The following is a 23,150-nucleotide window of genomic DNA, read 5'->3' as shown; positions in this document are numbered from 1 at the left end:
CCATTCCCACGGACGGGGCATCACAACCGTTCCACACATTCACGAACGCGAGACACTCCGTCGCTACATTCGTCCCTTTTTCCATACGCGGATCCTTGTGCCGCGTTCTTGTGAGACTGGGGACGGATATGTCTTTCCAAAGACGCGCCATCGCGGGCGCTTGCGCGATGTTTCTGGTGAGCGCCTGCGGTGGCGGTGATGACAGGGACACGGCCGCAACCAACCAGCGTGGCGATGCGCGTTATGTGACCGTGGATACCAACGTGGGTGTGCGAGTCGTGCGGGGCTTCCTCGATGTCTGGGAGCCGCTGACGCGTTTGGTCGATGCCGGCGCGGCCGCGCAGGCGAACGGCTCGCTCCCTGCCGTCGTGGCATCCACGTGGACCGGCCTGCCGAATGACCGCACCAGCGTGGTCCTCGCGCCGACCCTCATGCCCGCCATCAGCCCGGATCCGACGACCCTCGTGCCCGAGCGGGATTCGACGCATTCCAACATCCAATGCATCGCAAGGCGGGAAGAACCGGGCTATGAGCCAGCATCAGATGGGGTTTCGATCGACCTTGTTTGACGCCGAAGCTGGCGGGCCGAATTACGCGAAAGCCCCGGCGGGGCGACAGTTGGCCGAATGGTTACGCGACCGCCTTGAGAGTGAGGGGCAAGCCGTCGACTCTGTTATCCCCGAAGACTGGGGGTGGTGCATCGTCGTGCAGCGAAAACCCTCTCGACTATGGATTGGCTGTGGTCGCGTCGAGGAGGACCCGGCCGACGCCGAGAGATCGACTGGGCCTCTCCCGCAACGCAGGTCATCTGGTCATGCTTTGTGGCCGCTGAACGGCCCACTCTCGCTGGCGGCCCCTTCCTGCAGCAGCGCCCAGCCCTGATCGTCACCGCCCTTTGCCTCGCGATACCGCCAGACGGCACCGCATTGGGCGCAGTGAAACATGCTGACCGTCTCGGAAAACGATCCGGGAAGCTTGCGGCGCTGCGTATCGGTGATACGCAATGCCGGATGCCCGGGCGCGCCGAGCGTGTCACGCTGAATCGAGAGGCAGTTATCGCAAAGGGGCATACCGGTCTCGATGTCGGGGGAGCAGCCACTGTAGCATCCTTCACGCGATGCGGCGGAATCTTTGCCCTGCGGTGCGTCCATTGCGCCGTCCATTGCGCCGTCCACTGCGCGGTCCATTACGCGCGTCCCAGCTTCCGGATCTCCGCGGCGCCGGCCGTCATGCCCGCGCGAATGGCCTCGCACTTCGTTCGATGCGTGGAGCCACGCATGGTCACGTTGGCCACCACGCGCTCGATCCCCGCGGCATAACGCCGGATGAGGTACGTCGGAAACCATACGCCCGGCTCCTGCTGGATGGGGTACACGGCAACCGTATAGGGTGAAGCGGGCAACGTCGGGAAAAATGTCGTCATAGTGTTGTCTCGAGATGTGCGCGCGCATCGCCATGACACATGGCGATAAAGCAAAGCGAGAGCGCTTGCAATGCGGGGCGATGTTGGGAGAGACCTGCCGCACACGGACAAAACACGCGGATAGGCAGGAAAACTTCGGCCAGATTGGCCGCCGGCAAGGTGGTAGCCGGCTCGATGGCGGGCGAACGTCGTTAATAGTACGTCGTTAGTAATATGTCGCCAGACCATCATTCCTGAAAAACAGGAATAACCCGCACTGTAACACATCGCATCGTCTATTGCGCCTATTGCCTTGCCGGCGCCTCGAGCGACCCGGCGAAGACGATGGTCACGCGCTTCGGATCGATGTACCTGCGAATGGCCGCGTTGACCGACTGAACCGTGGCGTTGCGCACACGCTGCACCTGCGTCTCGGCGAATGCCATCGTGTGGCCGGCATAGAGTTGATCGGCCATGGTCTGCGCGAGCAGGCTGTCGCGCGTAAGGCCGACCATGGCCTGCTCGAGCAGGCCACGCTTGGCATCGGCGAGTTCCTGCTCCGTAATGCCGTCGCGCGCGAACCGCGCGAGTTCCTCCGCGGCGGCGCGCCTCACGCGCTCAAGATTGCGCGGCGCGAAGGAGGCCCGTACCGTGAAGCTGCCCGCGGTATCGATCGCGCCGACCTGCAACCTGCTGCCCGCCGAGTAGCTGATGCCCTCACGCTGCCGAATGCGCTCGGACAACCTGCCGCGCAGCGGATTGCCGCCATAGATCCGATTGGCGATGGCCAGATCGGCATAGTCCGGTGAGGACGTGGTCATCGCCATCGCGATGCGCGCGAGGTAGATCGCGCTGGCGTTCTCGGCCGTCTGCACGGTCAGCGTGGCGGGCGCGATGCCACGGTACGGGCGATCGACGCGTGCATAAGCCTCTGGCGCATTCCAGTCGCCGAACAGCGCCTGCAGCTGCTGCCGGGCCGCGTCGATCTCGACGTCGCCCACCAGCGCCACCTGCGCGTGGCTGGTCCCATAGAAACGCTGATGGAATGCGCGGACGTCGTCCATCGTCACGGCGTTGATGTCCGCGATGCGTTCCTGCTGGTTCGGCGCGCGACGCGGATCTCCGGGCGGATACGGGTTTCCATGCTGATCCATGGCACTGGCCGCGACCGCGTCCGGGGCATTGCCCACACGCTCGAGTTCGGCCACGCTTGCGCGCCGCACATCGTCGAGCTCGGTGGCATCGAGGGCCGGCGCGCGCAGGATGTCGCGCAGCACGGGCAAAAACGCCGCAAGATGTTCGCGCTGCGTTTCGAACTGCACCGTTGCGCGATCGGCCTGCGCGGTAATCCGCACGGTGGCGCCGAGTTCGGCCAGCGCATCCGCGAGCTGCTGGCGATCGCGACCGCCAGCCCCGCGCATCAGTGTCGCCGCCGTGAGCGTGGCCGCATAGGTCTTGCCCGTCAGGCTGCCGGCCGTTCCCATGTTCAGCATCATCACACCGGTGACCGTGTTGCCGCGCGTCGGACGGCTCAGCACCGCGAGCTTCATGCCGTTGGGAAAATCAAAACGCTGGGTATGCGCCTCGATGTTCGCCGGCGACGAATCGAACGGCGGCGGTGGCGGAGGCAATGGCCGGCCGTGGTAGCCCGCGAGGACGCGCGGCAGATCCACGGGCGCGGGCATCGCCACGCGCTGGGTCTGCGCCACGGGATACAGCCGGCCCTCCGTGCGATTGGCGGCGCGCAGGTACTGGGCGGCCACGCGCTGCAGATCCTCCACGCGCACACTGTCCACGCGATCGCGCAACAGGAACAGCAATCGCCAGTCGCCCCATGCCACCGACTCGGACAGCTGCATGGTCAGCGTGTCGGAGTTCTTGAACATCGTCGCGATGGCGTTGTGTATCTCCACCCGCACGCGTTCGAGTTCGGTCGCGGTGACCGGATGCGATGCGAGCCCTTCCACCTGCGCGAGCAGCCTGTCGCGCGCGGGCTCCATCGACTGCCCCTTGGGCACCTCGGCGAGAAACAGCACGGTGCCCGGATCGCGCATGGCATCGATCGATGCCGACGCGCTGGTGGCCAGCTTCGCCTCGACCAGGCTTCTGTACAGGCGCCCGCCCGAGGCTCCGGCCATCACTTGCAGCAGCATCCACATCGGCACCGCATCGGGGTGGGCCGCCTGCGGCACGTGGTACATCTCGCCGAGCAGCTGGGTATCGCCAGCGCGGCGCAGCGTCACGGAGCGCTCGCCTTCCTGCGCGGGTTCGGCCGTGACCGCGGTCATCAGCGTGCGATCGGGACGCGGAATAGCGCCGAAATAGGTGGAGACGGTGTCGAGCACCCAGTCCGGATCAAACTTGCCGCCGATCAGCAGCACGGCATTGTCGGGCTGGTAATAGCGCCGATAGAACGCGCGCAGCATCGGAATCGACACGTTCTCCACGTCCTCGCGCGTGCCGATATTGGCCTTGCCGTACGGATGCCACGCGTAGGCGGTGGCATTCAACGCCTGAAGCAGCACCCGGTCCGATCGCGTCTGCCCGATTTCCATCTCGTTGAGCACCACGGGCATCTCGCTGCGCAGGTCGTCCGCCTCGATCCGGCTGTTCACCATCCGGTCCGCTTCCATGCGCAGCAGCCATTCGAGGTTATCCTCGCTCGACGGAAACGTCGCGAAGTAGTTGGTGCGATCGGGCGAGGTGGTGCCATTGGCCATCATGCCGCGACGCGCGAACTCCTCGCGCAGCGCGGTGGCCGTCAGCGTGGCGGTGCCCTTGAACTGCATATGCTCGAGCAGGTGGGCCATGCCGGCTTCCCCACGCCCTTCGTCGCGGCTGCCGACCAGATACGTGATGTTGACGGTCGCGCGCGGCACCGCATCGTCCGGCGCAAGCAGCACGCGCAGGCCGTTGGGAAAACGGTATTCGGTGACGCCCTCGACAGCGGTGACGCGCGTGTAGGCGTCCGTATTGCCTCCGCCGGGCGCGGCGCGCACGGTAGCGCCCCCGCCCAGCGCGAGCACGCATGCAAGCAGCAGGCGAATCGTTCGGCACACGATGGCGGGCACTCCACGAGATCTGGCTCCGTAAAGTTTGCAACCGCGCCCCGGCAAAGTGAATTCAGTTTTTTCGGCGGCGTGTTAACTGGATTTCAACCACGCTTCGCTCAACGCCCACAGCCGCGCCGCCTTGTCCGCATCCCCAAGATACGCGCGCGCCCCGTCCGCAAACGGGTTGTCCGTATCGTTGATCGTCGCGACCGCGCAGTCTTCGAGATAGCGGCCGCCGATCTCGGCGCCCTCGGCCACCACCGCGGCCCACACGGTGGTCGCCGCGGCCTGTGCGACGGACTTCAGGACCGGTGGTGGCAGGCCCGCTTCGGCGCGTGCCTTGCCGACGGTGTCGAACAGCCCCTGCAGCGCTTCCTGCGAGAAATGACGCGGCAGATCGGTGAGGCTGTTTCCCGGCATGACCGACGCCGCCCGCACGCCGCGCTCGCGATGACGCAGGTCGAATTCGAGCGCGAATAGCGCGTTGGCCGTCTTCGACCGGCCGTAGCCGACGAACGGCTCGTACGGCTGCCGATCGAAGTTGGGATCGTCGAGGTCCACATCGGCGACGCGATGCGCCTGCGACGACAGCACGACCAGGCGCCCGTTGTCCGCAAGCAACCGCGCGATGCGCGTGATCAGCGCGAAGTGCCCGAGATGATTGACCCCGAACTGAAGCTCGACGCCATCGGCAGTCTTGCCGAACGGCGGTGCCATGATGCCGGCGTTGGCAATCACGGCATGGAACGGCTGCCCATCGGCGAGCAGGCGATCCGCAGCGGCCCGCACGCTCCGCAGCGAGGCCAGATCGAGGTCGATCAATGCCAGCTGGCCACCGCCGCGCGATGCGGCGTCACGGACCGGCGCCACGACCGGTTCGGCTTTGGCGACATGCCTGACGGTGCCCACCACGCTGGCCCCCCGCGCGGCGAGCGCGCGCGCGGTTTCGAGGCCGATGCCCGACGACACCCCTGTGACAAGAAACCGCTTGCCGGAGAGATCGATGCCCGCGAGGACGTCGTCCGCTGTCGAGGTTGCACCGAAATGCTTGCTCATGATGTTCCTTTGTGATGGTTTGCCGTGTGGTCAGATGCCAAGTCCGCCAGCCACGCTGATGACTTCGCCAGTGATATAGCCCGCGCCCGGCCCCGCCAGGAAGCACGCAAGCGCCGATACTTCCTCGAGCGTCGCGATGCGGCGAACAGGATGCAGGTTCAACAGCGCCTCGGGCACACCATCGCCGAGCACTTCGGCCGCCATATCGGTCGGCATGACGCCTGGCTGAATGACATTGGCGGTGATGTTGCGGCCGCCGAGGTCGCGCGCGACGCCTTTCGCGTAGCCGATCAACGCCGACTTGCTGCCCGCATAATCGGCGGCACCGGCGAACGGAACCCGCGTTCCCAGCAGCGAACCGATAAAGATGATTCGCCCGCCATCGGACAACACCGGCGCGGCCGCGCGCGTCATCGCCACGGTGCCCAGGACGTTGATCTGCCACTGCCGGTCGAGGTTGACGGTATCGAGATCGCGGTCGTCGACCGTCTTGCCCTGCACGGCGATGGCCGCGTTGTTGACGAGCACGTCGAGCCTGCCGAAATGCGCGAGCACCTTGTCCACGAGCGGCCTTGCCGCCGCCGTATCGGCCTGGTCGCTCCGGATGGCCAGTGCCCGCACGCCCTTCGCGCGCAATGTCTGCGCGACGCCTTCGGCCTTGTCGGCCGACGTCACGTAGGTGATGGCCACATCGGCGCCCAGTTCCGCGAACGCCGCCGCGGTCGCCGCGCCAAGTCCGCGCGAGCCACCGGTCACGAGCGCGACCTTCCCTTTCAATGCTCCCTGCATGTACGGCCTCCCTTTCCTTTTATCGTAACGATCATTACGATAACGAACGTTACGTTATGGAAACACGGCGTGTCAAGGCGGCAAGGCCAAAAAAACATAACGGGTGTTACGATACCGGCCGGTACAGGAAGATCGAGGCAACTGGGGTATGGGACGTCACCGCGAATTCGATGTGGAACAGGCGCTGGACGCGGCGCTTCGCGTGTTCTGGCAGAAGGGATATGAAGGGGCGTCCTACGCGGACCTGACGCAGGCAACGGGCGTGGAGCGCCCCGCGCTCTACGCCGCGTTCGGCAACAAGGAGACCTTGTTCCGCCGCGCGCTCGAACGCTACTACGCGCACTATCTCGATTTCTTCGCGGCCGCGCTCGATCTGCCGACCTCGCGCGAAGTGGCCACGGCGATTCTGCGGGGCACGGCCGAGCTCAATACGCGTTACCCCGATCGCACCGGATGCCTCGGTGTCCACGGTGCGCTGGCGGTGTCCGATGACGCGGAGTCGGTCCGCTGCGCCGTGACGGACGCGCGTGCCAGCGGGCAGGCCCTGCTGCAGGCGCGCCTCGAACGCGCGCGCGCGCAAGGAGACTTGCCCGCGTCCGCCAACCCCGCCGCGCTGGCCGCCTACGTTTGTGCCGTGGCCCACGGCATGGCCGTTCAGGCCAAGGCCGGGTTCAGCCGAGAGACGCTGGAAGCCGTCGCCGAACAGGCGCTTGCCACCTGGCCCGCCAGCGCACGAAAGCGCAAATCATGACCGCCGCCTGCTGGCTGCTCTGTCTCCGCTACACGCGGTAATACGCGAGCTCGCCGCCCTGTACCGCATCGAGAGGGCCGCGAAGCCGGAGTTTCACGATTGCACGGAAGTTTTGCGCTACGATGGCGCTTTCGTCCAAGGACACTCCGAAGGATTTCCGCACTTGCCCGACGCCCTGCCCGTCTCCGCTGCCGGTGAATTTCCCACCTTCGAGACATCGGATTTCGCGGGCGAAGGGTCGTTCTACTTCGACCTCGTGCGGCTGGAAGACCGGGACGATATCCCGCGCGGATTCCTGCATCGGCACAACTACTACCATCTGCTCTGGATGACCCGCGCGAGCGGCACGCATATGCTCGACTTCGCGCATTTCGACGTGCGCGACCACGCGGTGTTCTTTCTCTCGCCGGGGCAGGTCCATGCATGGACGTCTTCGGTCAAGCCCTACGGTTACGTGCTGAACTTCAGCACCGACTTCTTCGCGCGGATGTTCCCGCGTGCCGACGATGTCGCGAAGTTCCCGTTCTTCCATCCCACGCGCGGCAACAGCGCGCTCTATCTCTCGCGCGACCAGCATGACGGCATGCTGCCGCTGCTCGACGAGATGGACCGCGAAGCGCGAGATCGCCAGCCCGGTTCCACGGACGTCGTGCAGGCCTGCCTGCTGATCCTGCTCACGCGCCTGCGCCGGCTATGCCCCGACAACGAGCCCGCCGGTGGCGTCGGTCCGCATCAGGCGCTCACGCGGCGGTTCACGATGCTCGTGGATACGCATTACCTGACCTTCGGCACGATTGGCCAGTATGCGGAAGCCCTTTGCGTGAGCGAGCGGCAGCTCAACGACGCCGTCAAGCGGACGCTGGCCCGTACCGCGAGCCAGGTGGTACAAGAGCGCGTGGTGCTGGAAGCGAAGCGCTGGCTCAGCAATACGGAGACGGGCATCGCGGAGATCGCGTTCCGCCTCAACATCGAGGACCCCGCCTACTTCGCGCGGTTCTTCAAGAAGCAGACGGGCCTGACCCCGGGCGATTTCCGCAAGAAGCACTGCCGCCCGCTCTCCTGACCCTCGCCTGACGCCGGCAAACGCCGCGCAAAAAAGTCCAATACATCGTCTGATCCGTCCTAACGCTGCCGTGCGCTGGCTGCGTAAAGTGCCGGGCATGGGGCAAGCGGGACCCGCGTCCGGCCTGCCATAAGAACCAGAAGCACAGGAGACAGACATGTTCAGCGCCATCGCTCCCTTGCGGAGCTTTGCCGTGGCCGCAGCATTGGCCATCACCACGTTCAACGCCATGGCGGACTATCCCGACAAGCCCTTGCGCGTCATCGTACCGTTCGCTGCCGGCGGCGCCACCGACGTCATCGCGCGCACCGTCGCCCAATCGATGTCCACGCGTCTCGGCCAGTCGATCGTCGTGGAAAACAAGGCAGGCGCCAACGGCAATATCGGTGCGGTGTCGGCTGCGCGCGCGGCGCCGGATGGCTACACGCTGCTCATGGCCACGTCGAGCCATGCGATCAACGCCTCGCTCTACCAGAAGCTCGACTACAGCCTGACGAAAGACTTCGTGGGCCTGTCGAATCTCGCCTCCGTACCGCTGCTGCTGGTGGTGAATCCGTCGGTACCGGCCAAGTCCGCGAGCGAACTCGCCGCCTATGCGAAAGCCAATGCCGGCCGCGTCAACTATGCGTCGGGCGGCACCGGCACGGCATCGCATCTGGCCGGCGAGCAATTCGCCACGCTGACGGGGGCGAGGATGACCCACGTCGCCTACAAGGGCGGCTCGCAGGCGCTCAATGACGTCATGGGCGGCCAGGTGCAGGTCATGTTCGCCAACCTGCCCGAGGTCCTGTCGCAGGTCCAGGGCGGCAAGCTGCGCGCGCTCGCCGTCACCGGCAACAAGCGCCACGCCGCACTGCCCGACGTGCCCGCGTTCTCGGAGACACCGTACGCCGGCATGACCGCGCGCTCGTGGTTCGGCCTGTTCGTGCCGGCCGGCACGCCGCCCGCCGTCGTCGAGAAACTCTCGCAGGCGATCGTCCAGAGCGTGGCCGACCCCGCCGTGAAGGAACGCCTGAAAGGCCTTGGTGCCGACCCGGTCGGCGACGACCAGCCCTCGTTCCAGAAATACGTGAATCAGGAAGTGTCGCGCTGGGCCGTGCTCGTCAAGCAGTCCGGCGCCACCGTCGATTGATTTCACCCCCCATTCGCCATCCTTCGAGGAATCCCATGCTGTACGACGTACGCACCTATACCTGCCGCCCCGGCACGATCAAGAAACACCTGGCGCTGTACGCCGAGCACGGCTACGCGATCCAGAGCCGCCATCTGGGCAAACCGCTGGCCTACATGCAGACGGACGCCGGTAACGTCAACAGCTACACGCATATCTGGGTGTACGACAGCGCAGCCGACCGCGAAGCCAAGCGCCAGTCGCTGCAGAAGGATCCGGCCTGGGTCGAATACCTGAAGCTGAGCGCGGAAGCCGCATATCTCGTCAGCCAGGAAAACAAGCTGATGACGCCGGTATCGTTCTTCCAGCCGTGAGTCCCAACCTGTGACCTCTTAACCGGCGACATCCTCGTCGCCGGAGAACTTTCGCAGCAGCCGCAGGAACTCGTTGAACTCCTCGGTCGTGAAGTCCTGCAACCGGTGATTGAGCACGTCGGGCGTGACATCGGGAATGCGCTTCGCGACCTCGGTGCCCTTGCGTGTGAGCAGCACATGCACGACGCGCCGGTCCTCCTCGCTACGCTGGCGCCGCACCATCTCCTTGCTCTCGAGCTTGTCGAGCATGCGCGTGGTGAGGCCCGTGTCGATGCCAAGCGCCTTGCTGATCTCCAGCGGCGTCGTCACCTCGCCGCGCGCCAGCGCCAGCAGGATGCCCATCTGCTGGCCCGTTATCTCGAGCGGGCGCAGCGCCGCATCGACCTCCATCAGCAGGCCATTGCGGGCCTTGTTCAAAAGAAAGCCGATGCTTTCCGTCAGCTCGTAGTTCTTGCGGGTGTAGTGCTTCACGGCGGCTTGAACGGTCTCGGACGACATGGAGCCCCCAATATATCTGATCTGTCAATCAATGGACCGGGGAAGGCTCACGCGACCTCCAGCCCCAGCACCTTTGCCGTCGACGCCCGAATCGCCATGCACGCATTGGCATCGGTTTTCAGATCGATCCCGTAGGTCGGAATGATGTTGCGCAGCTTGTCCGTCCACCCGCCGCTCTTCAGTTGCCGATCGAAGCATGCCTCCAGCACCTTCACCGCGATGGCTGCCGCGGTCGAGGCACCCGGGGATGCCCCGAGCAGCGCGACGATGGACTTGTCTGCGCTCGCGACCAGTTCGGTACCGAACTCCAGCGCGCCCGAGTGGTTCGGCTCCGGCTTGATGATCTGCACCCGCTGGCCCGCCACCGCTTCGACCCACTGTTCGCGCCGCGCGCCCGGATAGAAATCCCTGAGCGTGGCGAACTGATGCGCGCCCGTTTGCAGGACCTGTCCGATCAGGTATTCGGCCAGCTGCAGGTTGTCGCGCGCCACCGCCAGCATCGGCAGCACATTGCCAGGTTCGATCGAACGGAACAGGTCGAAGTACGACCCGTGCTTGAGGAACTTGCTCGAGAAACCGGCATAGGGGCCGAACAGCAGCGACCGCTTGCCCTGCACGATGCGCGTGTCGAGATGCGGCACCGACATCGGCGGCGAGCCGTGCGCGGCCTTGCCGTAGACCTTGGCATGATGACGCGCGGCGATATCGTCCGCGTCGCAACGCAGCCAGATCCCGCTGACCGGGAAGCCGCCGTATCCGTGTCCCTCGGGAATATTCGCGCGCTGGAGCAGATCGAGCGCGCCCCCGCCCGCACCGATGAATACGAAGCGCGCGGTCACCGTACGCTGCGCGCCGCTGGCTTCGTCCACGGCCGTCACACGCCATCGTTGTCCGTCCGCACGGGCAAGCGCCGTCACACGATGGCGGTAATGGACGGCAAAGCCGCCACTCGCCTGCAGATGCGCCACCAGCAGATGGGTCAGCGTGCCGTAGTCCACGTCCGCGCCCGAGTTGATGCGCGTGGCCGCGACGGGCTGCTTCCCGTCCCGGCCCTCCATGATCAGCGGCGCCCATTCGCCGATCTGCCCATGGTTCTCGCTATAGGCCATGCCGTGATAGCAGTGGTGCGCCGACATCGCCTTGAACCGCGCGCGCAGAAAGTCCACGTTCTCCTCGCCCCATACGAAACTCATATGCGGGCAGGCGTGCAGAAAGGCTTGCGGATCCGCGATCGCGCCGCTGGACACGAGATACGCCCACAACTGCCGCGAGAGGTCGAACTCGGTGTTGACCTCCAGCGCCTCGTGGATATCGATGCTGCCATCCGCGCGCTGCGGGGTGTAGTTGAGCTCGCAGTTGGCGGCATGCCCGGTACCCGCGTTGTTCCAGGCCTGCGAACTCTCCTGCCCGCAATCGCCAAGCGTCTCCAGCATGACCAGTTGCAGCGACGGCTCGAGGTTCTTCAGCAGCGTGCCGAACGTCGCGCTCATGATGCCCGCGCCAATCAGCACGACGTCCGTGCTTTCGGTATCGCTTCCGCTCATGATGGTGCCCCCTTCCCTTCGCCGGCCACGAACCGAAGCGGCGTGCCTTCCTGATACACCACGTAGGCGCGGCGCCACGGCTGATCGTCCAGCAGCCGCCACGTATGGCCGGATCCACTGTTGTCCTGGGCAAGCAGGACATCGCCGGGACGGATCACGAACGTCGCGCCGGATTTCGTCTCGAACTCGAGCGTGCCCGACAGCGTGATCACATAACGCGGCACGGGATCCTGATGCCACGCGTAAGAGCCGCCCGAGCGCGTTTCCTGGAACGACAGCGCCGTCACGGCGACCGGCTGGCCCACCGCATCGCCACGAGCGCCCTCCACGAGTTCGAGGTGACCTTCCTCGAATAGCGAGTTGCCGTCCTCGCCGGTCCACATACGCACACATCGGATCATCGCGATACTCCTTTCGATTCGAAGAGACGGTGAGGCGAACTGGGGAAGGACGCCAGCGCGAGGCAAAGACCGGCCGCAATCGCGGTGGTGACGACCATGGCGGTCACCGCCAGCCCGAGCGTGCCGGCGACCACCGCCAGCGGCGCGTGTTCGCCAGCGTTCATCAGCTGCAGCCCCCCGATGGCCGCGCGAAACGCGTAGGCTCCCGGGATCATCGCCACGACACCCGGAAACGCGAACGTCACCGCGGGCACGCCGATGCGATGGGCGAGCGCCCGCGCCAGCAACGTGGCGATAAACGCCGCGGCCAGCGATGCCGCCGCGAGCCCGACCCCGAGCGTCTCCAGTTCCGTGCGCAGGCCATGCCCGACCATCGCGCAGACGATGCACGCCCATGCCATGCGCGGCGGTACGTTGAAGAGCAACGCATAGCCTGCGCCGGCCAGCGCGGAAAACAGAAAGTCCTCGCCCACGGTCAGCATGACCGACGGCGCATTCAGCGGCAGGTCGTCGTTGAACAGGCCCGCGGCGAGCAGCAGGCCCAGCGCGATCGCGAGCACGATCGCGGTCCCGGTCAGCAATCGCGCGATGCCCACGCCGGCATGCCCCGACAGCGTGTCCCGAATGCCGTTGAGCAGCGGCACGCCGGGCACGAGAATCATCCCGGCGGCCACGAGGCAAAGCGTCGGCGACGTGCCCGGAAACAGCCGCATGCCGACGGCGCCGACGGCACCGCCCACGAACGCGCAGATCGCCGCGCCCGCCACGGCGTTCATCTGTAGGCGTCCGAGCGCCATGCGCAATGCCTGCGTCGCCATGCCGACGACGAGCGAGACCGCGACCACCTCCCATGCGCCGCCGAACAGCCGCGCGAGCGATGCCGCGGCAACGCCCACCCCCACGATGACGATCCAGTGCGGATAGCCCGGGCGCTCCCATGGCAGGCGATCGAAGACCGCGGTATCCAATGCCGCCGGGTCCTGGCTATCGGCAGGCCCGCGGCGCAGCATGTCCGCGAGCACGGCGAGCGTGCCGACGTTGACGGCGGCGCCCGTGAACGTGGCGCCCACCTTCGTGCGGAATCCGGCTTCGTTTTCGAGCGTGAGCACGAGCCCGTCCACACAGACGAGCACATGCGCACGGTAGCCCATGCGCGTGGCCAGCGCCGCCATCGCGGCGCTCGTATGCGCGGCATCGGCACCGTTCGCCATCATCGAACGGCCAAGCCGCAGCGCGACATGTGCCACCTGTGCAACGTGTTCTACAGGTGCGGATCGGTCCGTCGCGGCCAGTGCGTGCGTATCGAGATCAAGCCCCGGCGAGTCCATGGCCGACCATGTCGAGCGGCTTGATCGTGCGATCGAACAGGGCCTCGTCCACTTTGCCCGAGGCAAGCGCGGCCTGCCTGAGCGTCAGGCCCTCGGCAATGGCCGTCTCCGCGATATGCGCGGCGTTCTGGTAGCCGATGACGGGCGACAGCGCCGTCACCAGCATGACGCTGCCTTCCACGTACTGCTGGATCTTCTCGCGGTTGATGTCGGTGCCTTCCACCGAATACTTGCGGAACTTGTCGCAACCGTCGGCAAGGATGCGCGCGGAGTGCAGAAAGTTGTTGATGATCACGGGCCGCATCGCATTGAGCTCGAAGTTGCCCTGGCTACCGGCGAAAGCCACCGCCGAGTCGTTGCCCATCACCTGCAGGCAGATCATGACCATCGCCTCGCACTGCGTGGGATTCACCTTGCCAGGCATGATCGACGACCCCGGCTCGTTGTCGGGCAGCTTGAGCTCGCCGAGCCCGCAACGCGGCCCCGACGCCAGCCAGCGCATATCGTTGGCGATCTTCATCAGCACGACGGCCAGGTTCCGCAGCGTACCGTGCGCGCGGACCATCGCGTCGAGCGAGCCCTGTGCGGCGAACTTGTTCGGCGCGGTGATGAACGGCTTGCCGGTCAGTTGCGCGATCTGGGCGGCAACGGCCTCGGAAAAGCCCTTCGGCGCATTGAGCCCCGTGCCCACCGCCGTGCCCCCTACCGCGAGCTGATAGAGCCCGCCACGGCAGCCCTCGATATCGGCAATCGCATCGCGGATCTGCGCGGCCCAGCCATGCCATTCCTGCCCGACCGTCAGCGGTACCGCGTCCTCCAGATGCGTGCGGCCGATCTTGACGACGTCCTTCCACCCTTCGGCCTTGCGCTCGATCAGGTCCGCCAGCTCGCTGACCCGCGGCAACAGCACGGCGTCGATCATCTCGACAGATGCGATATGCATGGCGGTGGGAAACGTATCGTTCGACGATTGCCCCATGTTCACGTCGTCGTTGGGGCCAACGGGTTCCTGCGTGCCGAGCGTTCCGCCGAGCAGCTGGATGGCCCGGTTGGAGAGCACCTCGTTGACGTTCATGTTGCTCTGCGTGCCGGAGCCCGTCTGCCAGACGTACAGCGGATAGTGATCGTCGAGCTTGCCGGCGATGGTCTCGTCCGCGGCGCGCACGATCGCCGCCTTCTTCCACTCTGGCAGGCGTCCCGCGGCATGGTTGACCAGCGCGCACGCCTTCTTGACGTAGCCGTACGCGTGATAGACGGCTTTCGGCATGCGGTCGTCGCCGATCGCGAAGTGCTGCAACGAGCGTTGTGTCTGCGCGCCCCAGTATCGGTCCGCCGGCACCTCGACCTCGCCCATGCTGTCGAACTCCCTTCGCATGCCTGTTGCGGTGAGCCCGATTGGGACGTCGCGGAGGACAGGTGTCGAAGGACTGGAGTTCATGATGGGGCTCCCAAGGTCGGACGATGTTTGAGTCTAGTACAGATGCGGACATCACAAACCCTATTACACTCCCCCGATGCGCGATCATCCGCTCGAAATCCCCGCCGACGCTCTTGTCTGCCACTACTGGCAGGGCGAGCGGTTACGCAGCCGCTCAGTGAGTCACCTCGTGCTCTCGGGCGTCGTCGATATTCCCGAGGCACCCGCCCGTCTGCGCGCCGACTGGGAACGCGAGATCTCGCAGCATATGACGCTCGACCCCGGCGACGTCGACCAGCTGCCGCTGGCAAGGGCCCGCACGCGCTGGCCCGATTTCGCGCAATGCGTGCGCGCGGCATCCGGCTGGACCGCCGGGCTCGGCCTGGATGGCCTGCTCGCCGAAAGCGATATCGCGCTCATGGTCTGCCGCGGGGCGCGGTATCACCACGATGGCGACTACGGCGGCATGGCGTTCTGCAATCTGTTTGTCGGCGAGGACAAGGGGCAGGACGTGCATTTCCCCTGGCTAGGCCTGCGCATACCGCTGCAGCGCGGCACGATGCTCGTCTTCGATACCTGCCAGCCGCATGCGGTCATCGCGCGCGGCGGCGAGGGATTCAACCCGGCCGATTTCCCGCCGGACCGCGACGACACGCAGCCGTTTCTCACTTGGGAGTTGCCGATCGAGGATCCGCGCGTCGCGCGGGCGCTGCGGATCGACTTCGATATCGACGCGGCCACATCGGCCACGCTGGCGGAAGGACAGTTGCGGCGGGGGGACCAGCGCGTGGCCGTACGTCCCGACTCGGGGGAGTTATTTCTCTCTTGACAGAAATAACCGAAAGCCTAGAATACGTCGCATGGAACTGAAACCGATCGCCGAACGTTTCGTGCTGCACTGGGGAGAGATGGGCTCGCGCTGGGGCGTGAACCGCACCGTCGCCCAGGTCCACGCGCTGCTCTACCTTGCGGGCCGTCCGATGGACGCGGAAGAGATCACGGTGACGCTCGGCGTGGCGCGATCCAACGTCAGCAACAGCCTCAAGGAACTCCAGTCGTGGCACCTCGTGCGCGTGGTGCACCTCAAGGGCGAACGGCGCGATTTCTTCGAGACGTCCACCGATGTCTGGGAACTGTTCAAGCTGATCGTGGCGGGACGCCGGCAGCGCGAGATCGATCCGACGGCGGTGGCATTGCAGGAATGCCTCGACAATCCGGAAATCGACAAGGAAGACGAAGGCACGCGGCAGCGCATCGAGGAGACGCTGAAGTTCATCGAGACGATGAGCACGCTTTCCGACGAGATGCTGCGGCTGAAGCCGGAAACACTGATGAAGACGCTCGGCGTCACGGCGAAGATCAGCAAGGCCGTGCGGCGCCGCGGCTGATGCGGTAACCCCGACCACCATCGTCGAGTCGCAGGCCAGCCGCTTCGAGGCGCTGCATCATCGCGCGCCCGCCGCGCTGTTCCGTGCGTGCGCGGCGGCGGGCGTCGCACGCGTGATACAGGTCTCGGCGCTCGGCGCGGCCACCGGCACCACGCCGTACTTCCGCAGCAAGCATGCCGCCGATGAGGTGTTGCGCGGATTGCCGGTGCCGTGGCAAATCCTCTATCCATCGCTCATCTATGCCGACGATGGCGACTCGGCCGCGATGTTCCGCAGCCTGGTCACGCTGCCCGTCATTCCCGTCCCCGACCTTGGCGACGCGCAGTTCCAGCCCGTGCATATCGACGACGTCGCCGATGCGGTGGTCGCGGCCATCGATCCCGCCACGCCGGCCGGGCAATCGTTCGAGCTCGTCGGCACGCGCCGCGTATCGTATCGGGCGATGCTTGCGGCCTACCGCCGCGCCATGGGGCTCTCCCGCGGGGTCTGGGTCACCATCCCGTCCCCGGCGATGTCCATCGCCGCCCGCATGGCGGGACGGATTTCCGGCTCGACGCTCACCCCCGACAACTGGCGCATGCTGCGTGCCGGCAGCAGCGGCGATCCCCGCGCGATCACCGCACTGCTCGGCCGCGCACCGTTGCCGATCGAACGGTTCATCGCGCCCGCCGACGCCGCCGACCTGCGCCAGCGTGCGCTGGCCACGTGGCGCACGCCACTGCTGCGCGCCGTGCTCGCGATCGTCTGGCTGGCCACCGCGCTCACGCTGTTCGCGTATCCGCGCGATGCCAGCCTCGCCCTGCTCGCGGCGGTCGGGTTGCAGGGCGATGCGGCCAACGTCGCCCTCTACGGTGCCATTGGCGTGGATGCCGCCATCGGCATCGCGTGCCTGGTCTGGCCGCGTCGCGCGGGATGAAGCCCACGTCGCGGTGAGGGCATTGATAGGGACGAAACTGGCTCTGATAGTATACCCCCCTACCCTATTTTCGATGCCCCATGAGCCACACGATCCACGACAAGCAGAAGCTGCTCAATCGCGTCCGCCGCATCCGCGGACAGATCGATGCCATCGAGCGTGCGCTCGAGGAGGAGAAGGGCTGCATGGACGTGCTGCAGCAGATCACGAGCTGCCGCGGGGCGATGAATGGGCTGCTGACGGTGGTGCTCGAGGACCATATCCGCACGCATCTGACCGATGCCGAGCCCGCCGAAGACGGTGAGGCCAACGCGCGCGAGCAACTGATCGAAGTCGTTCGCAGCTACTTCAGGTAAGCAGGATTTCGCCATGCATACGCACGACCTTTCCCCCTGGACGCACACGCACGTCTTCGACGCCGGCAACCGCGCGGCCGAGCGCGGCACACGGCTCGTCATGGTCATTACCGCGGTCACGATGTTCGTCGAGATCGCCGCGGGCCTGTGGTTCAACTCCATGGCGCTGCTCGCCGACGGCTGGCATATGAGCTCGCATGCGCTGGCCATCGGCCTCAGCGCGTTCGCGTATGCGGCCGCCCGCCGTTATGCCGGCGACGCGCGCTTCACGTTCGGCACGTGGAAGATCGAAGTGCTGGCCGGCTTTGCGAGCGCCATCTTCCTGCTGGGCATTGCCGCGCTCATGGTGTTCGGCTCCGTCGAGCGCATGATCAGTCCGCAGGCCATCCACTACAAGGAAGCGATGGCCGTGACCGCCATTGGCCTCGTCGTCAATCTGGCGTGCGCGATGATCCTTGGCGGCGCCCATGGCCACGATCACGGGCACGCTCATGGCCACAACCATGGCCACGGGCACCATCACGACCACGCGCACGACCTGAACCTTCGCTCGGCCTACGTCCACGTGCTGGCCGACGCGGCCACGTCGGTGCTCGCCATCCTTGCCCTCGCGGGCGGCTGGCTGTTCGGGTGGGGCTGGCTCGATCCGGTCATGGGCATCGTCGGCGCCGTGCTGGTCGGCGTGTGGGCCTTCGGCCTGCTGCGGCAGACCGGCGTGGTGCTGCTCGACCGCGAAATGGATCATCCCGTCGTCGCCGAGATCCGCGAGGTGCTGGCGTCGTTCAACGTCGGCCCCGAAGGCACGCAGGTCGCCGACCTCCATGTGTGGCGCGTGGGCAAGGACAAGTTCTCCTGCGCGATCAGCCTCGTGACCCATGACGCCGACCTGTCGCCGGCGCGCGTGCGGAACGCCCTGCGCATCCACGAAGAGATCGTCCACGTGACCGTGGAGATCCATCGCTGCGCCGACTGACGCAAGAAAAAATGGCCCGTCGCGGATGACGGGCCATCTTTACTACCCCTGCGTGACGTCCGCAGTTACTTCCTCAGATCGAACCGGTCCAGGTCCATCACCTTGGCCCACGCGGCAACAAAGTCCTTGACGAGCTTGTCCGCCCCATCCTCGCTCGCATAGACCTCGCTCAACGCGCGCAACTGCGCATGCGAACCGAATACGAGGTCCACGCGCGAGGCCGTCCATTTGACCGCGCCGGTCTTCCGATCCTTCCCTTCGTACACATCGCGCGACACGGGTTTCCATTCCACGTTCATGTCGAGCAGGTTGCGGAAGAAGTCGTTGGTCAGCGTACCCGGACGATCGGTGAACACACCGTGCTTGTCGCGTCCCACATGCACATCGAGCACACGCAGGCCGCCGATCAGCGCCGTCATCTCCGGCGCGGTGAGCGTCAGCAGCTGCGCCTTGTCGATCATCATGTGCTCGGCCTCGACACGCACCCGCGGATTGATGTAGTTGCGGAACGCATCGGCCAGGGGTTCCAGCGCGCCCATCGAATGCGTGTCGGTCTTGTCCTGCGACGCATCCATGCGGCCCGGCGAGAACGGCACGGTCACCTTGGTACCCGCGCTTTCCGCGGCCTTCTCGATACCCGCCGCGCCCGCGAGGACGATGAGGTCGGCCAGCGAGACCTTCTTGCCGCCCGACTGCGCGCCATTGAAGTCCCGTTGCACACCTTCGAGCGCCTGCAGCACCTTGCCGAGTTCGTCGGGCTCGTTGGCGATCCAGTCCTTCTGGGGTGCCAGACGAATGCGCGCGCCATTGGCACCGCCGCGCTTGTCGGAGCCGCGGAACGTCGAGGCCGAGGCCCACGCGGTCTTCACGAGCTGCGAGACCGACAGGCCCGTCGCGAGGATCTTCTGCTTGAGTGCCGCCACGTCGCCGTCATTGACGAGCGGATGATCGACCGCGGGAATCGGGTCCTGCCACAGCATTTCCTCGGCGGGGACTTCCGGACCGAGGTACCGCGCGCGCGGCCCCATGTCGCGATGCGTCAGTTTGAACCACGCCCGGGCAAACGCATCGGCAAAGGCCGCCGGATCGTCCTTGAACTTGCGCGAGATCGGCTCGTAGACCGGATCGAAGCGCAGCGACAGGTCGGTCGTCAGCATCGTCGGCTTGAGCTTCTTCGACGGATCGTAGGCATGCGGCACGGTTTCGGGGCCGTCCTTCGCGACCCACTGGTGGGCACCCGCCGGGCTCTTGGTGAGTTCGTACTCGTAGCCGAACAGGTTCTCGAAGAAGCCACCGCCCCACTTGGTCGGTGTGGTCGTCCACGTGACTTCGAGCCCGCTGGTGATGGTGTCGGCGCCCTTGCCCGTGCCGAACGAACTCTGCCAGCCAAGCCCCTGCAACTCGAGCGGCGCGCCCGCGGGTTCGGCTCCGACGTTACTGGCCGGGCCGGCACCGTGCGTCTTGCCGAATGTATGGCCGCCGGCGATCAGCGCCACGGTCTCCTCGTCGTCCATCGCCATGCGGCCGAACGTCTCGCGGATATCGTACGCGGCTGCCAGGGGGTCCGGATTGCCGTCGGGTCCTTCCGGGTTCACGTAGATCAGGCCCATCTGCACCGCGGCGAGCGGATTCTCGAGATGGCGTCCCGGATCGTTACGGCTGACTTCCTGCCCGTGCATGTCCTTGTCGGCCACGAGCACGGCCGCGTCGTCGTACTTGCCCGCCGCGCCCTTGCCATAGCGCACGTCACCGCCGAGCCACGTCTTCTCGTCGCCCCAGTTGACGTCCTGATCGGGTTCCCACGTATCCTCGCGGCCGCCGGCAAACCCGAGCGTCTTGAAGCCCATCGACTCGAGCGCGACGTTGCCGGTCAGGATCATCAGATCGGCCCACGAAATCTTCTGCCCGTACTTCTGCTTGATCGGCCATAGCAGGCGCCGTGCCTTGTCCAGGCTGACGTTGTCCGGCCAGCTGTTGAGCGGCGCAAAGCGCTGCTGCCCGCGTCCGCCGCCTCCCCGGCCGTCACCGATCCGATAGGTACCGGCGCTATGCCAGGCCATGCGAATAAACAACCCGCCGTAGTGGCCGAAATCCGCCGGCCACCAGTCCTGCGAATCGGTCATCAGCGCGGTCAGGTCTTTCTTGACCGCCGCGAGGTCGAGGCTCTTGAACGCCTCGGCGTAATTGAAATCCTTGCCCAGGGGATTGGACTTGTCGGAATGCTGGCTCAGCAGGTCCAGCCGCAATTGTTTTGGCCACCAGTCCTTGTTGGTGGTGCCGCCACCGGCGGCATGGTTGAAGGGACACTTTTCGTCAGACATGCTCTCTCCTTTGGGGGACTACCGCACGTAGTTCTGATGATTCCGCGTCAACGCAAAATATAGGTGAGATGCCGCGTCAACAACATGTGAGGATAGCAATCGCCTCGATAGCGCATTGCTATGACGCCTGTTTGAATGCGTGCCCGTGGTGGGGTTAGTCCCCACCGAATGCTGCGCGGCACCTGACCTATAGTGGGCTTACGCAAGACAACTGCAGCGATCACGCTCGGAGGTTGCGTCATGACCATGGCCACCACGCTGGCGCGGAGCCTTACCCGCAAGCAGGTCCGCTTTGAAACCGTGCGCCGCGCCCGCGGCCCGGATCCCGTGCAAGACACGCATATTCCGGGCGATCGGCTGGCCCGGGCCGTACTGCTGGAGGACGATCGCGGCTACGTCATCGCGGTGCTGCCCTCCACGCATCGATTGCGATTGTCGGAAATCTGCGCGCAGAGCGGCCGCGCGCTCCGGCGTGTGCATGGCGACGGCGTGCGCGAGGTGTTCCGCGACTGCGCGTTCAATGCCCTGCCCCCGATCGGCATGCTGCATCGCACACCGACGTGGGTCGACGACAGCCTGCTGCTGCATGGCGACGTCTACTTCGAGTCCGGCGACCGGGAAGAAGTCGTGCATATGACCACCGCGGAGTTCGGCGCGCTGCTGGCCGATGCGCGGCACGGGCATTTCTCGCATCGGTCGATGTAGACCGCGCCGCACTCCGTAACTTTCAATAAAACACGTTGAAGGTTACGTTGGCGGCGAACGGGAATACAATGGTGCGCTCTTCCTGGAGGCACCATGGCATCTCACGCCCCCCACGCCCATCCCGCGCCGCACGCCGATGACGTGCACACGCTTCCGCGCGTGCTCGCGGACCACGTCGCCCTCGACCTCATCAACACGGTGGGACTCGTCGATGGCGCACCCGTCGACTATTGGCAATCCGATGCCGATGTCATGCACTGGCTCGGCCGCACGGGCCTGCTGCCGGAAGGCGCGCCCGCCAGGACGCCACCCAGGGGCCTGCTGGACGCCGCGCGCGCATTGCGCGAACCGCTGCGGCAGGCAATCGCGCGCCGCAAGGCAGGCAAGAAGCTCGACCTTGCCTGGCTCAACGGCGCCCTTTCCGCCGGGGGCAGTCACCTCGCCACGCAGATCGACGCGGACGGCAGCGTGATCATGACGCGCGTCTATCCGATGGAAACCGCCGGTCACTATCTCGTCCCGCTCGCCGAGGCCATTGCCGACCTGTTTGTCCATGGCGATTTCGACCTCGTCAGAAAATGCGAAAGCGACAACTGCATCCTCTGGTTCTATGACCGCACGCGCTCGCATCGTCGACGTTGGTGCAGCATGGCGCTCTGCGGCAATCGCCACAAGGTGGCCGCCTTCAGACGCCGCGAGGCGGGCGACGCCGAGGGCTGATCCAGTGTAACCTTCTAAAAATGATTTGACAGGTTACGCAAAGTCTCTAGAATTCGTTCCCAAGCGGCAACGACGCCGTCCCACGAACCCATTCCGGAGCGAGCCATGCGCACGAACGTACAACCCGATTCGACCGTGCAGTATCGATTTGCCGACGCCGACGGCGTCCGCGTGTTCTATCGCGAGGCCGGCGACGCCAGCCTGCCCACGATGCTGCTGCTGCACGGCTACCCGAGCTCGTCGCACCAGTTCCGCCACCTGATTCCGCAGCTTGCGCAGCGCTTCCACGTGATTGCGCCGGACCTGCCCGGCTTTGGCTTCACCGAAGTGCCGGCGTCGCGCGGCTATCGCTATACGTTCGACGATCTGGCAAAGACGCTGGAAGCGTTCGTGGACGCCGTTGGCCTGCAGCGCTATGCAATGTATGTGTTCGACTACGGCGCGCCGACGGGCCTGCGGCTGGCGGTTGCGCATCCGGAGCGCGTGACGGGCCTCGTGTCGCAGAACGGCAATGCGTATCTGGAAGGGCTGGGCGATGCATGGGCACCGATCCGCAACTACTGGGCGGACCCGAGCGCGCCAACCGCAAGATCGTGGCCGACGCGGTGCTGCATTTCGAAGGGACCAGGTGGCAGTACGTGCACGGCGTGGCAAACCCGGACAGCGTCGCGCCCGAGTCCTATGCGCTGGACGCGGCGCTGCTGGAGCGCCCCGGCAACAAGGATATCCAGCTCGACCTGTTCCTCGATTACGCGAACAACCTCAAGCAATACCCGGCCTTCCAGGCATTCTTCCGCGACGCACAAATTCCGACGCTGGTGATCTGGGGCAAGAACGATCCGTTCTTCATCCCGCCCGGCGCGGAAGCCTATCGGCGCGACAATCCCAATGCCGTGGTCGAATTGCTCGACACGGGCCACTTCGCGCTGGAGACGCACGGCGAGTACATCGGCCGGCGCATCATCGACGTGCTAGGCAAGTAAG

Annotated in this window: 24 protein-coding genes and 2 pseudogenes; 15 read left to right on the top strand and 11 right to left on the bottom strand. The window is 65.7% G+C overall.

Going from position 1 to position 23,150, the window contains the following annotated elements:
- Positions 1-167: 167 nt before the first annotated feature.
- Positions 168-410 (top strand): annotated as a pseudogene (locus AAHB16_RS24600) (hypothetical protein); the annotation flags it as partial.
- Between the two features lie 402 nt (positions 411-812).
- On the opposite strand, the gene AAHB16_RS24595 reads toward AAHB16_RS24600, so the two are convergent.
- From AAHB16_RS24595 to AAHB16_RS24575, 5 genes are all read right to left on the bottom strand, one after another.
- A complete protein-coding gene (locus tag AAHB16_RS24595; RefSeq protein WP_342052216.1) occupies positions 813-1,151 on the bottom strand; it encodes a hypothetical protein in 339 nt (112 codons plus the stop codon).
- Positions 1,152-1,186: 35 nt separating this feature from the next.
- On the bottom strand, positions 1,187-1,423 hold the full coding sequence (locus tag AAHB16_RS24590) for an isochorismatase (RefSeq protein ID WP_150375097.1): 237 nt from the start codon (positions 1,421-1,423) through the stop codon (positions 1,187-1,189).
- A 284-nt stretch (positions 1,424-1,707) separates the two neighbouring features.
- A complete protein-coding gene (locus tag AAHB16_RS24585; protein WP_342052215.1) occupies positions 1,708-4,461 on the bottom strand; it encodes a M16 family metallopeptidase in 2,754 nt (917 codons plus the stop codon).
- Between the two features lie 84 nt (positions 4,462-4,545).
- Positions 4,546-5,511 carry an SDR family NAD(P)-dependent oxidoreductase gene (locus AAHB16_RS24580; protein ID WP_342052214.1) on the bottom strand — a complete coding sequence of 322 codons (966 nt, stop codon included), beginning with the start codon at positions 5,509-5,511 and terminating at the stop codon, positions 4,546-4,548.
- Between the two features lie 30 nt (positions 5,512-5,541).
- Positions 5,542-6,300 (bottom strand): SDR family NAD(P)-dependent oxidoreductase, encoded by a 759-nt coding sequence (locus tag AAHB16_RS24575; RefSeq protein WP_342052213.1) that lies wholly within the window; start codon positions 6,298-6,300, stop codon positions 5,542-5,544.
- Positions 6,301-6,448: 148 nt separating this feature from the next.
- Between AAHB16_RS24575 and AAHB16_RS24570 the strand changes: the two genes are divergently transcribed.
- From AAHB16_RS24570 to AAHB16_RS24555, 4 genes are all read left to right on the top strand, one after another.
- Positions 6,449-7,051 carry a TetR/AcrR family transcriptional regulator gene (locus AAHB16_RS24570; protein ID WP_342052212.1) on the top strand — a complete coding sequence of 201 codons (603 nt, stop codon included), beginning with the start codon at positions 6,449-6,451 and terminating at the stop codon, positions 7,049-7,051.
- Positions 7,052-7,214: 163 nt separating this feature from the next.
- A complete protein-coding gene (locus AAHB16_RS24565; protein ID WP_342052211.1) occupies positions 7,215-8,114 on the top strand; it encodes a helix-turn-helix domain-containing protein in 900 nt (299 codons plus the stop codon).
- Positions 8,115-8,271: 157 nt separating this feature from the next.
- A complete protein-coding gene (locus tag AAHB16_RS24560; protein WP_150375102.1) occupies positions 8,272-9,246 on the top strand; it encodes a Bug family tripartite tricarboxylate transporter substrate binding protein in 975 nt (324 codons plus the stop codon).
- 35 nt (positions 9,247-9,281) lie between these two features.
- Positions 9,282-9,599, top strand: coding sequence for an NIPSNAP family protein (locus AAHB16_RS24555; RefSeq protein ID WP_150375103.1), 318 nt, complete (start codon positions 9,282-9,284; stop codon positions 9,597-9,599).
- Between the two features lie 18 nt (positions 9,600-9,617).
- On the opposite strand, the gene AAHB16_RS24550 is transcribed toward AAHB16_RS24555, so the two are convergent.
- The 5 genes from AAHB16_RS24550 to fumC all read right to left on the bottom strand — a co-directional run bounded on the left by AAHB16_RS24550 (position 9,618) and on the right by fumC (position 14,745).
- Entirely contained in the window at positions 9,618-10,070 is a 453-nt protein-coding gene (locus AAHB16_RS24550) for a MarR family winged helix-turn-helix transcriptional regulator (RefSeq protein WP_342052249.1), read from the bottom strand.
- A 74-nt stretch (positions 10,071-10,144) separates the two neighbouring features.
- Positions 10,145-11,641 carry a malate dehydrogenase (quinone) gene (mqo, locus tag AAHB16_RS24545; protein ID WP_342052210.1) on the bottom strand — a complete coding sequence of 499 codons (1,497 nt, stop codon included), beginning with the start codon at positions 11,639-11,641 and terminating at the stop codon, positions 10,145-10,147.
- Positions 11,638-12,042, bottom strand: coding sequence for a hypothetical protein (locus AAHB16_RS24540; RefSeq protein ID WP_150375106.1), 405 nt, complete (start codon positions 12,040-12,042; stop codon positions 11,638-11,640). The genes mqo and AAHB16_RS24540 overlap by 4 nt, the downstream gene beginning before the upstream one ends.
- On the bottom strand, positions 12,039-13,370 hold the full coding sequence (locus AAHB16_RS24535) for a threonine/serine ThrE exporter family protein (RefSeq protein WP_342052209.1): 1,332 nt from the start codon (positions 13,368-13,370) through the stop codon (positions 12,039-12,041). The genes AAHB16_RS24540 and AAHB16_RS24535 overlap by 4 nt, the downstream gene beginning before the upstream one ends.
- On the bottom strand, positions 13,351-14,745 hold the full coding sequence (fumC, locus tag AAHB16_RS24530) for a class II fumarate hydratase (RefSeq protein WP_223851770.1): 1,395 nt from the start codon (positions 14,743-14,745) through the stop codon (positions 13,351-13,353). The genes AAHB16_RS24535 and fumC overlap by 20 nt, the downstream gene beginning before the upstream one ends.
- Before the next feature lie 139 nt (positions 14,746-14,884).
- Between fumC and AAHB16_RS24525 the strand changes: the two genes are divergently transcribed.
- From AAHB16_RS24525 to dmeF, 6 genes and pseudogenes are all read left to right on the top strand, one after another.
- Positions 14,885-15,616: a hypothetical protein gene (locus AAHB16_RS24525; protein ID WP_342052208.1), complete on the top strand. Its 732-nt coding sequence runs from the start codon at positions 14,885-14,887 to the stop codon at positions 15,614-15,616.
- Between the two features lie 31 nt (positions 15,617-15,647).
- Positions 15,648-16,175, top strand: coding sequence for a GbsR/MarR family transcriptional regulator (locus AAHB16_RS24520; RefSeq protein WP_150375110.1), 528 nt, complete (start codon positions 15,648-15,650; stop codon positions 16,173-16,175).
- 13 nt (positions 16,176-16,188) lie between these two features.
- A pseudogene (locus AAHB16_RS24515) lies at positions 16,189-16,539 on the top strand (NAD(P)H-binding protein); the annotation flags it as partial.
- A gap of 78 nt (positions 16,540-16,617) precedes the next feature.
- Positions 16,618-17,091, top strand: coding sequence for a DoxX-like family protein (locus tag AAHB16_RS24510; protein ID WP_342052248.1), 474 nt, complete (start codon positions 16,618-16,620; stop codon positions 17,089-17,091).
- A gap of 80 nt (positions 17,092-17,171) precedes the next feature.
- Positions 17,172-17,447, top strand: a complete 276-nt coding sequence (locus tag AAHB16_RS24505; protein WP_150375111.1) for a metal/formaldehyde-sensitive transcriptional repressor — start codon at positions 17,172-17,174, stop codon at positions 17,445-17,447.
- Positions 17,448-17,460: 13 nt separating this feature from the next.
- The gene (gene dmeF, locus AAHB16_RS24500; RefSeq protein ID WP_342052207.1) at positions 17,461-18,420 is read left to right on the top strand and encodes a CDF family Co(II)/Ni(II) efflux transporter DmeF; all 960 of its coding nucleotides are present in this window, start codon (positions 17,461-17,463) and stop codon (positions 18,418-18,420) included.
- Between the two features lie 65 nt (positions 18,421-18,485).
- Here dmeF and katG read toward each other — a convergent pair whose 3' ends face one another.
- Positions 18,486-20,741, bottom strand: a complete 2,256-nt coding sequence (gene katG / locus AAHB16_RS24495; protein WP_150375113.1) for a catalase/peroxidase HPI — start codon at positions 20,739-20,741, stop codon at positions 18,486-18,488.
- A gap of 240 nt (positions 20,742-20,981) precedes the next feature.
- Between katG and AAHB16_RS24490 the strand changes: the two genes are divergently transcribed.
- The 4 genes from AAHB16_RS24490 (at position 20,982) to AAHB16_RS24475 (ending at position 23,149) form a co-directional block, all read left to right on the top strand.
- Entirely contained in the window at positions 20,982-21,446 is a 465-nt protein-coding gene (locus AAHB16_RS24490) for an aminoacyl-tRNA deacylase (protein WP_150375114.1), read from the top strand.
- Between the two features lie 93 nt (positions 21,447-21,539).
- On the top strand, positions 21,540-22,166 hold the full coding sequence (locus tag AAHB16_RS24485) for a CGNR zinc finger domain-containing protein (RefSeq protein WP_342052206.1): 627 nt from the start codon (positions 21,540-21,542) through the stop codon (positions 22,164-22,166).
- 105 nt (positions 22,167-22,271) lie between these two features.
- Complete coding sequence (locus AAHB16_RS24480) at positions 22,272-22,988, top strand: alpha/beta fold hydrolase (protein WP_342052205.1); 717 nt, start codon at positions 22,272-22,274, stop codon at positions 22,986-22,988.
- Positions 22,985-23,149 carry an alpha/beta fold hydrolase gene (locus AAHB16_RS24475; RefSeq protein WP_342052204.1) on the top strand — a complete coding sequence of 55 codons (165 nt, stop codon included), beginning with the start codon at positions 22,985-22,987 and terminating at the stop codon, positions 23,147-23,149. The genes AAHB16_RS24480 and AAHB16_RS24475 overlap by 4 nt, the downstream gene beginning before the upstream one ends.
- Position 23,150 lies beyond the last annotated feature (1 nt).

It is taken from the genome of Cupriavidus sp. OTU4054 (assembly GCF_038440175.1).
Taxonomy (GTDB): domain Bacteria; phylum Pseudomonadota; class Gammaproteobacteria; order Burkholderiales; family Burkholderiaceae; genus Cupriavidus; species Cupriavidus pauculus_D.
This window is presented reverse-complemented; position numbering and strand designations above follow the sequence as displayed.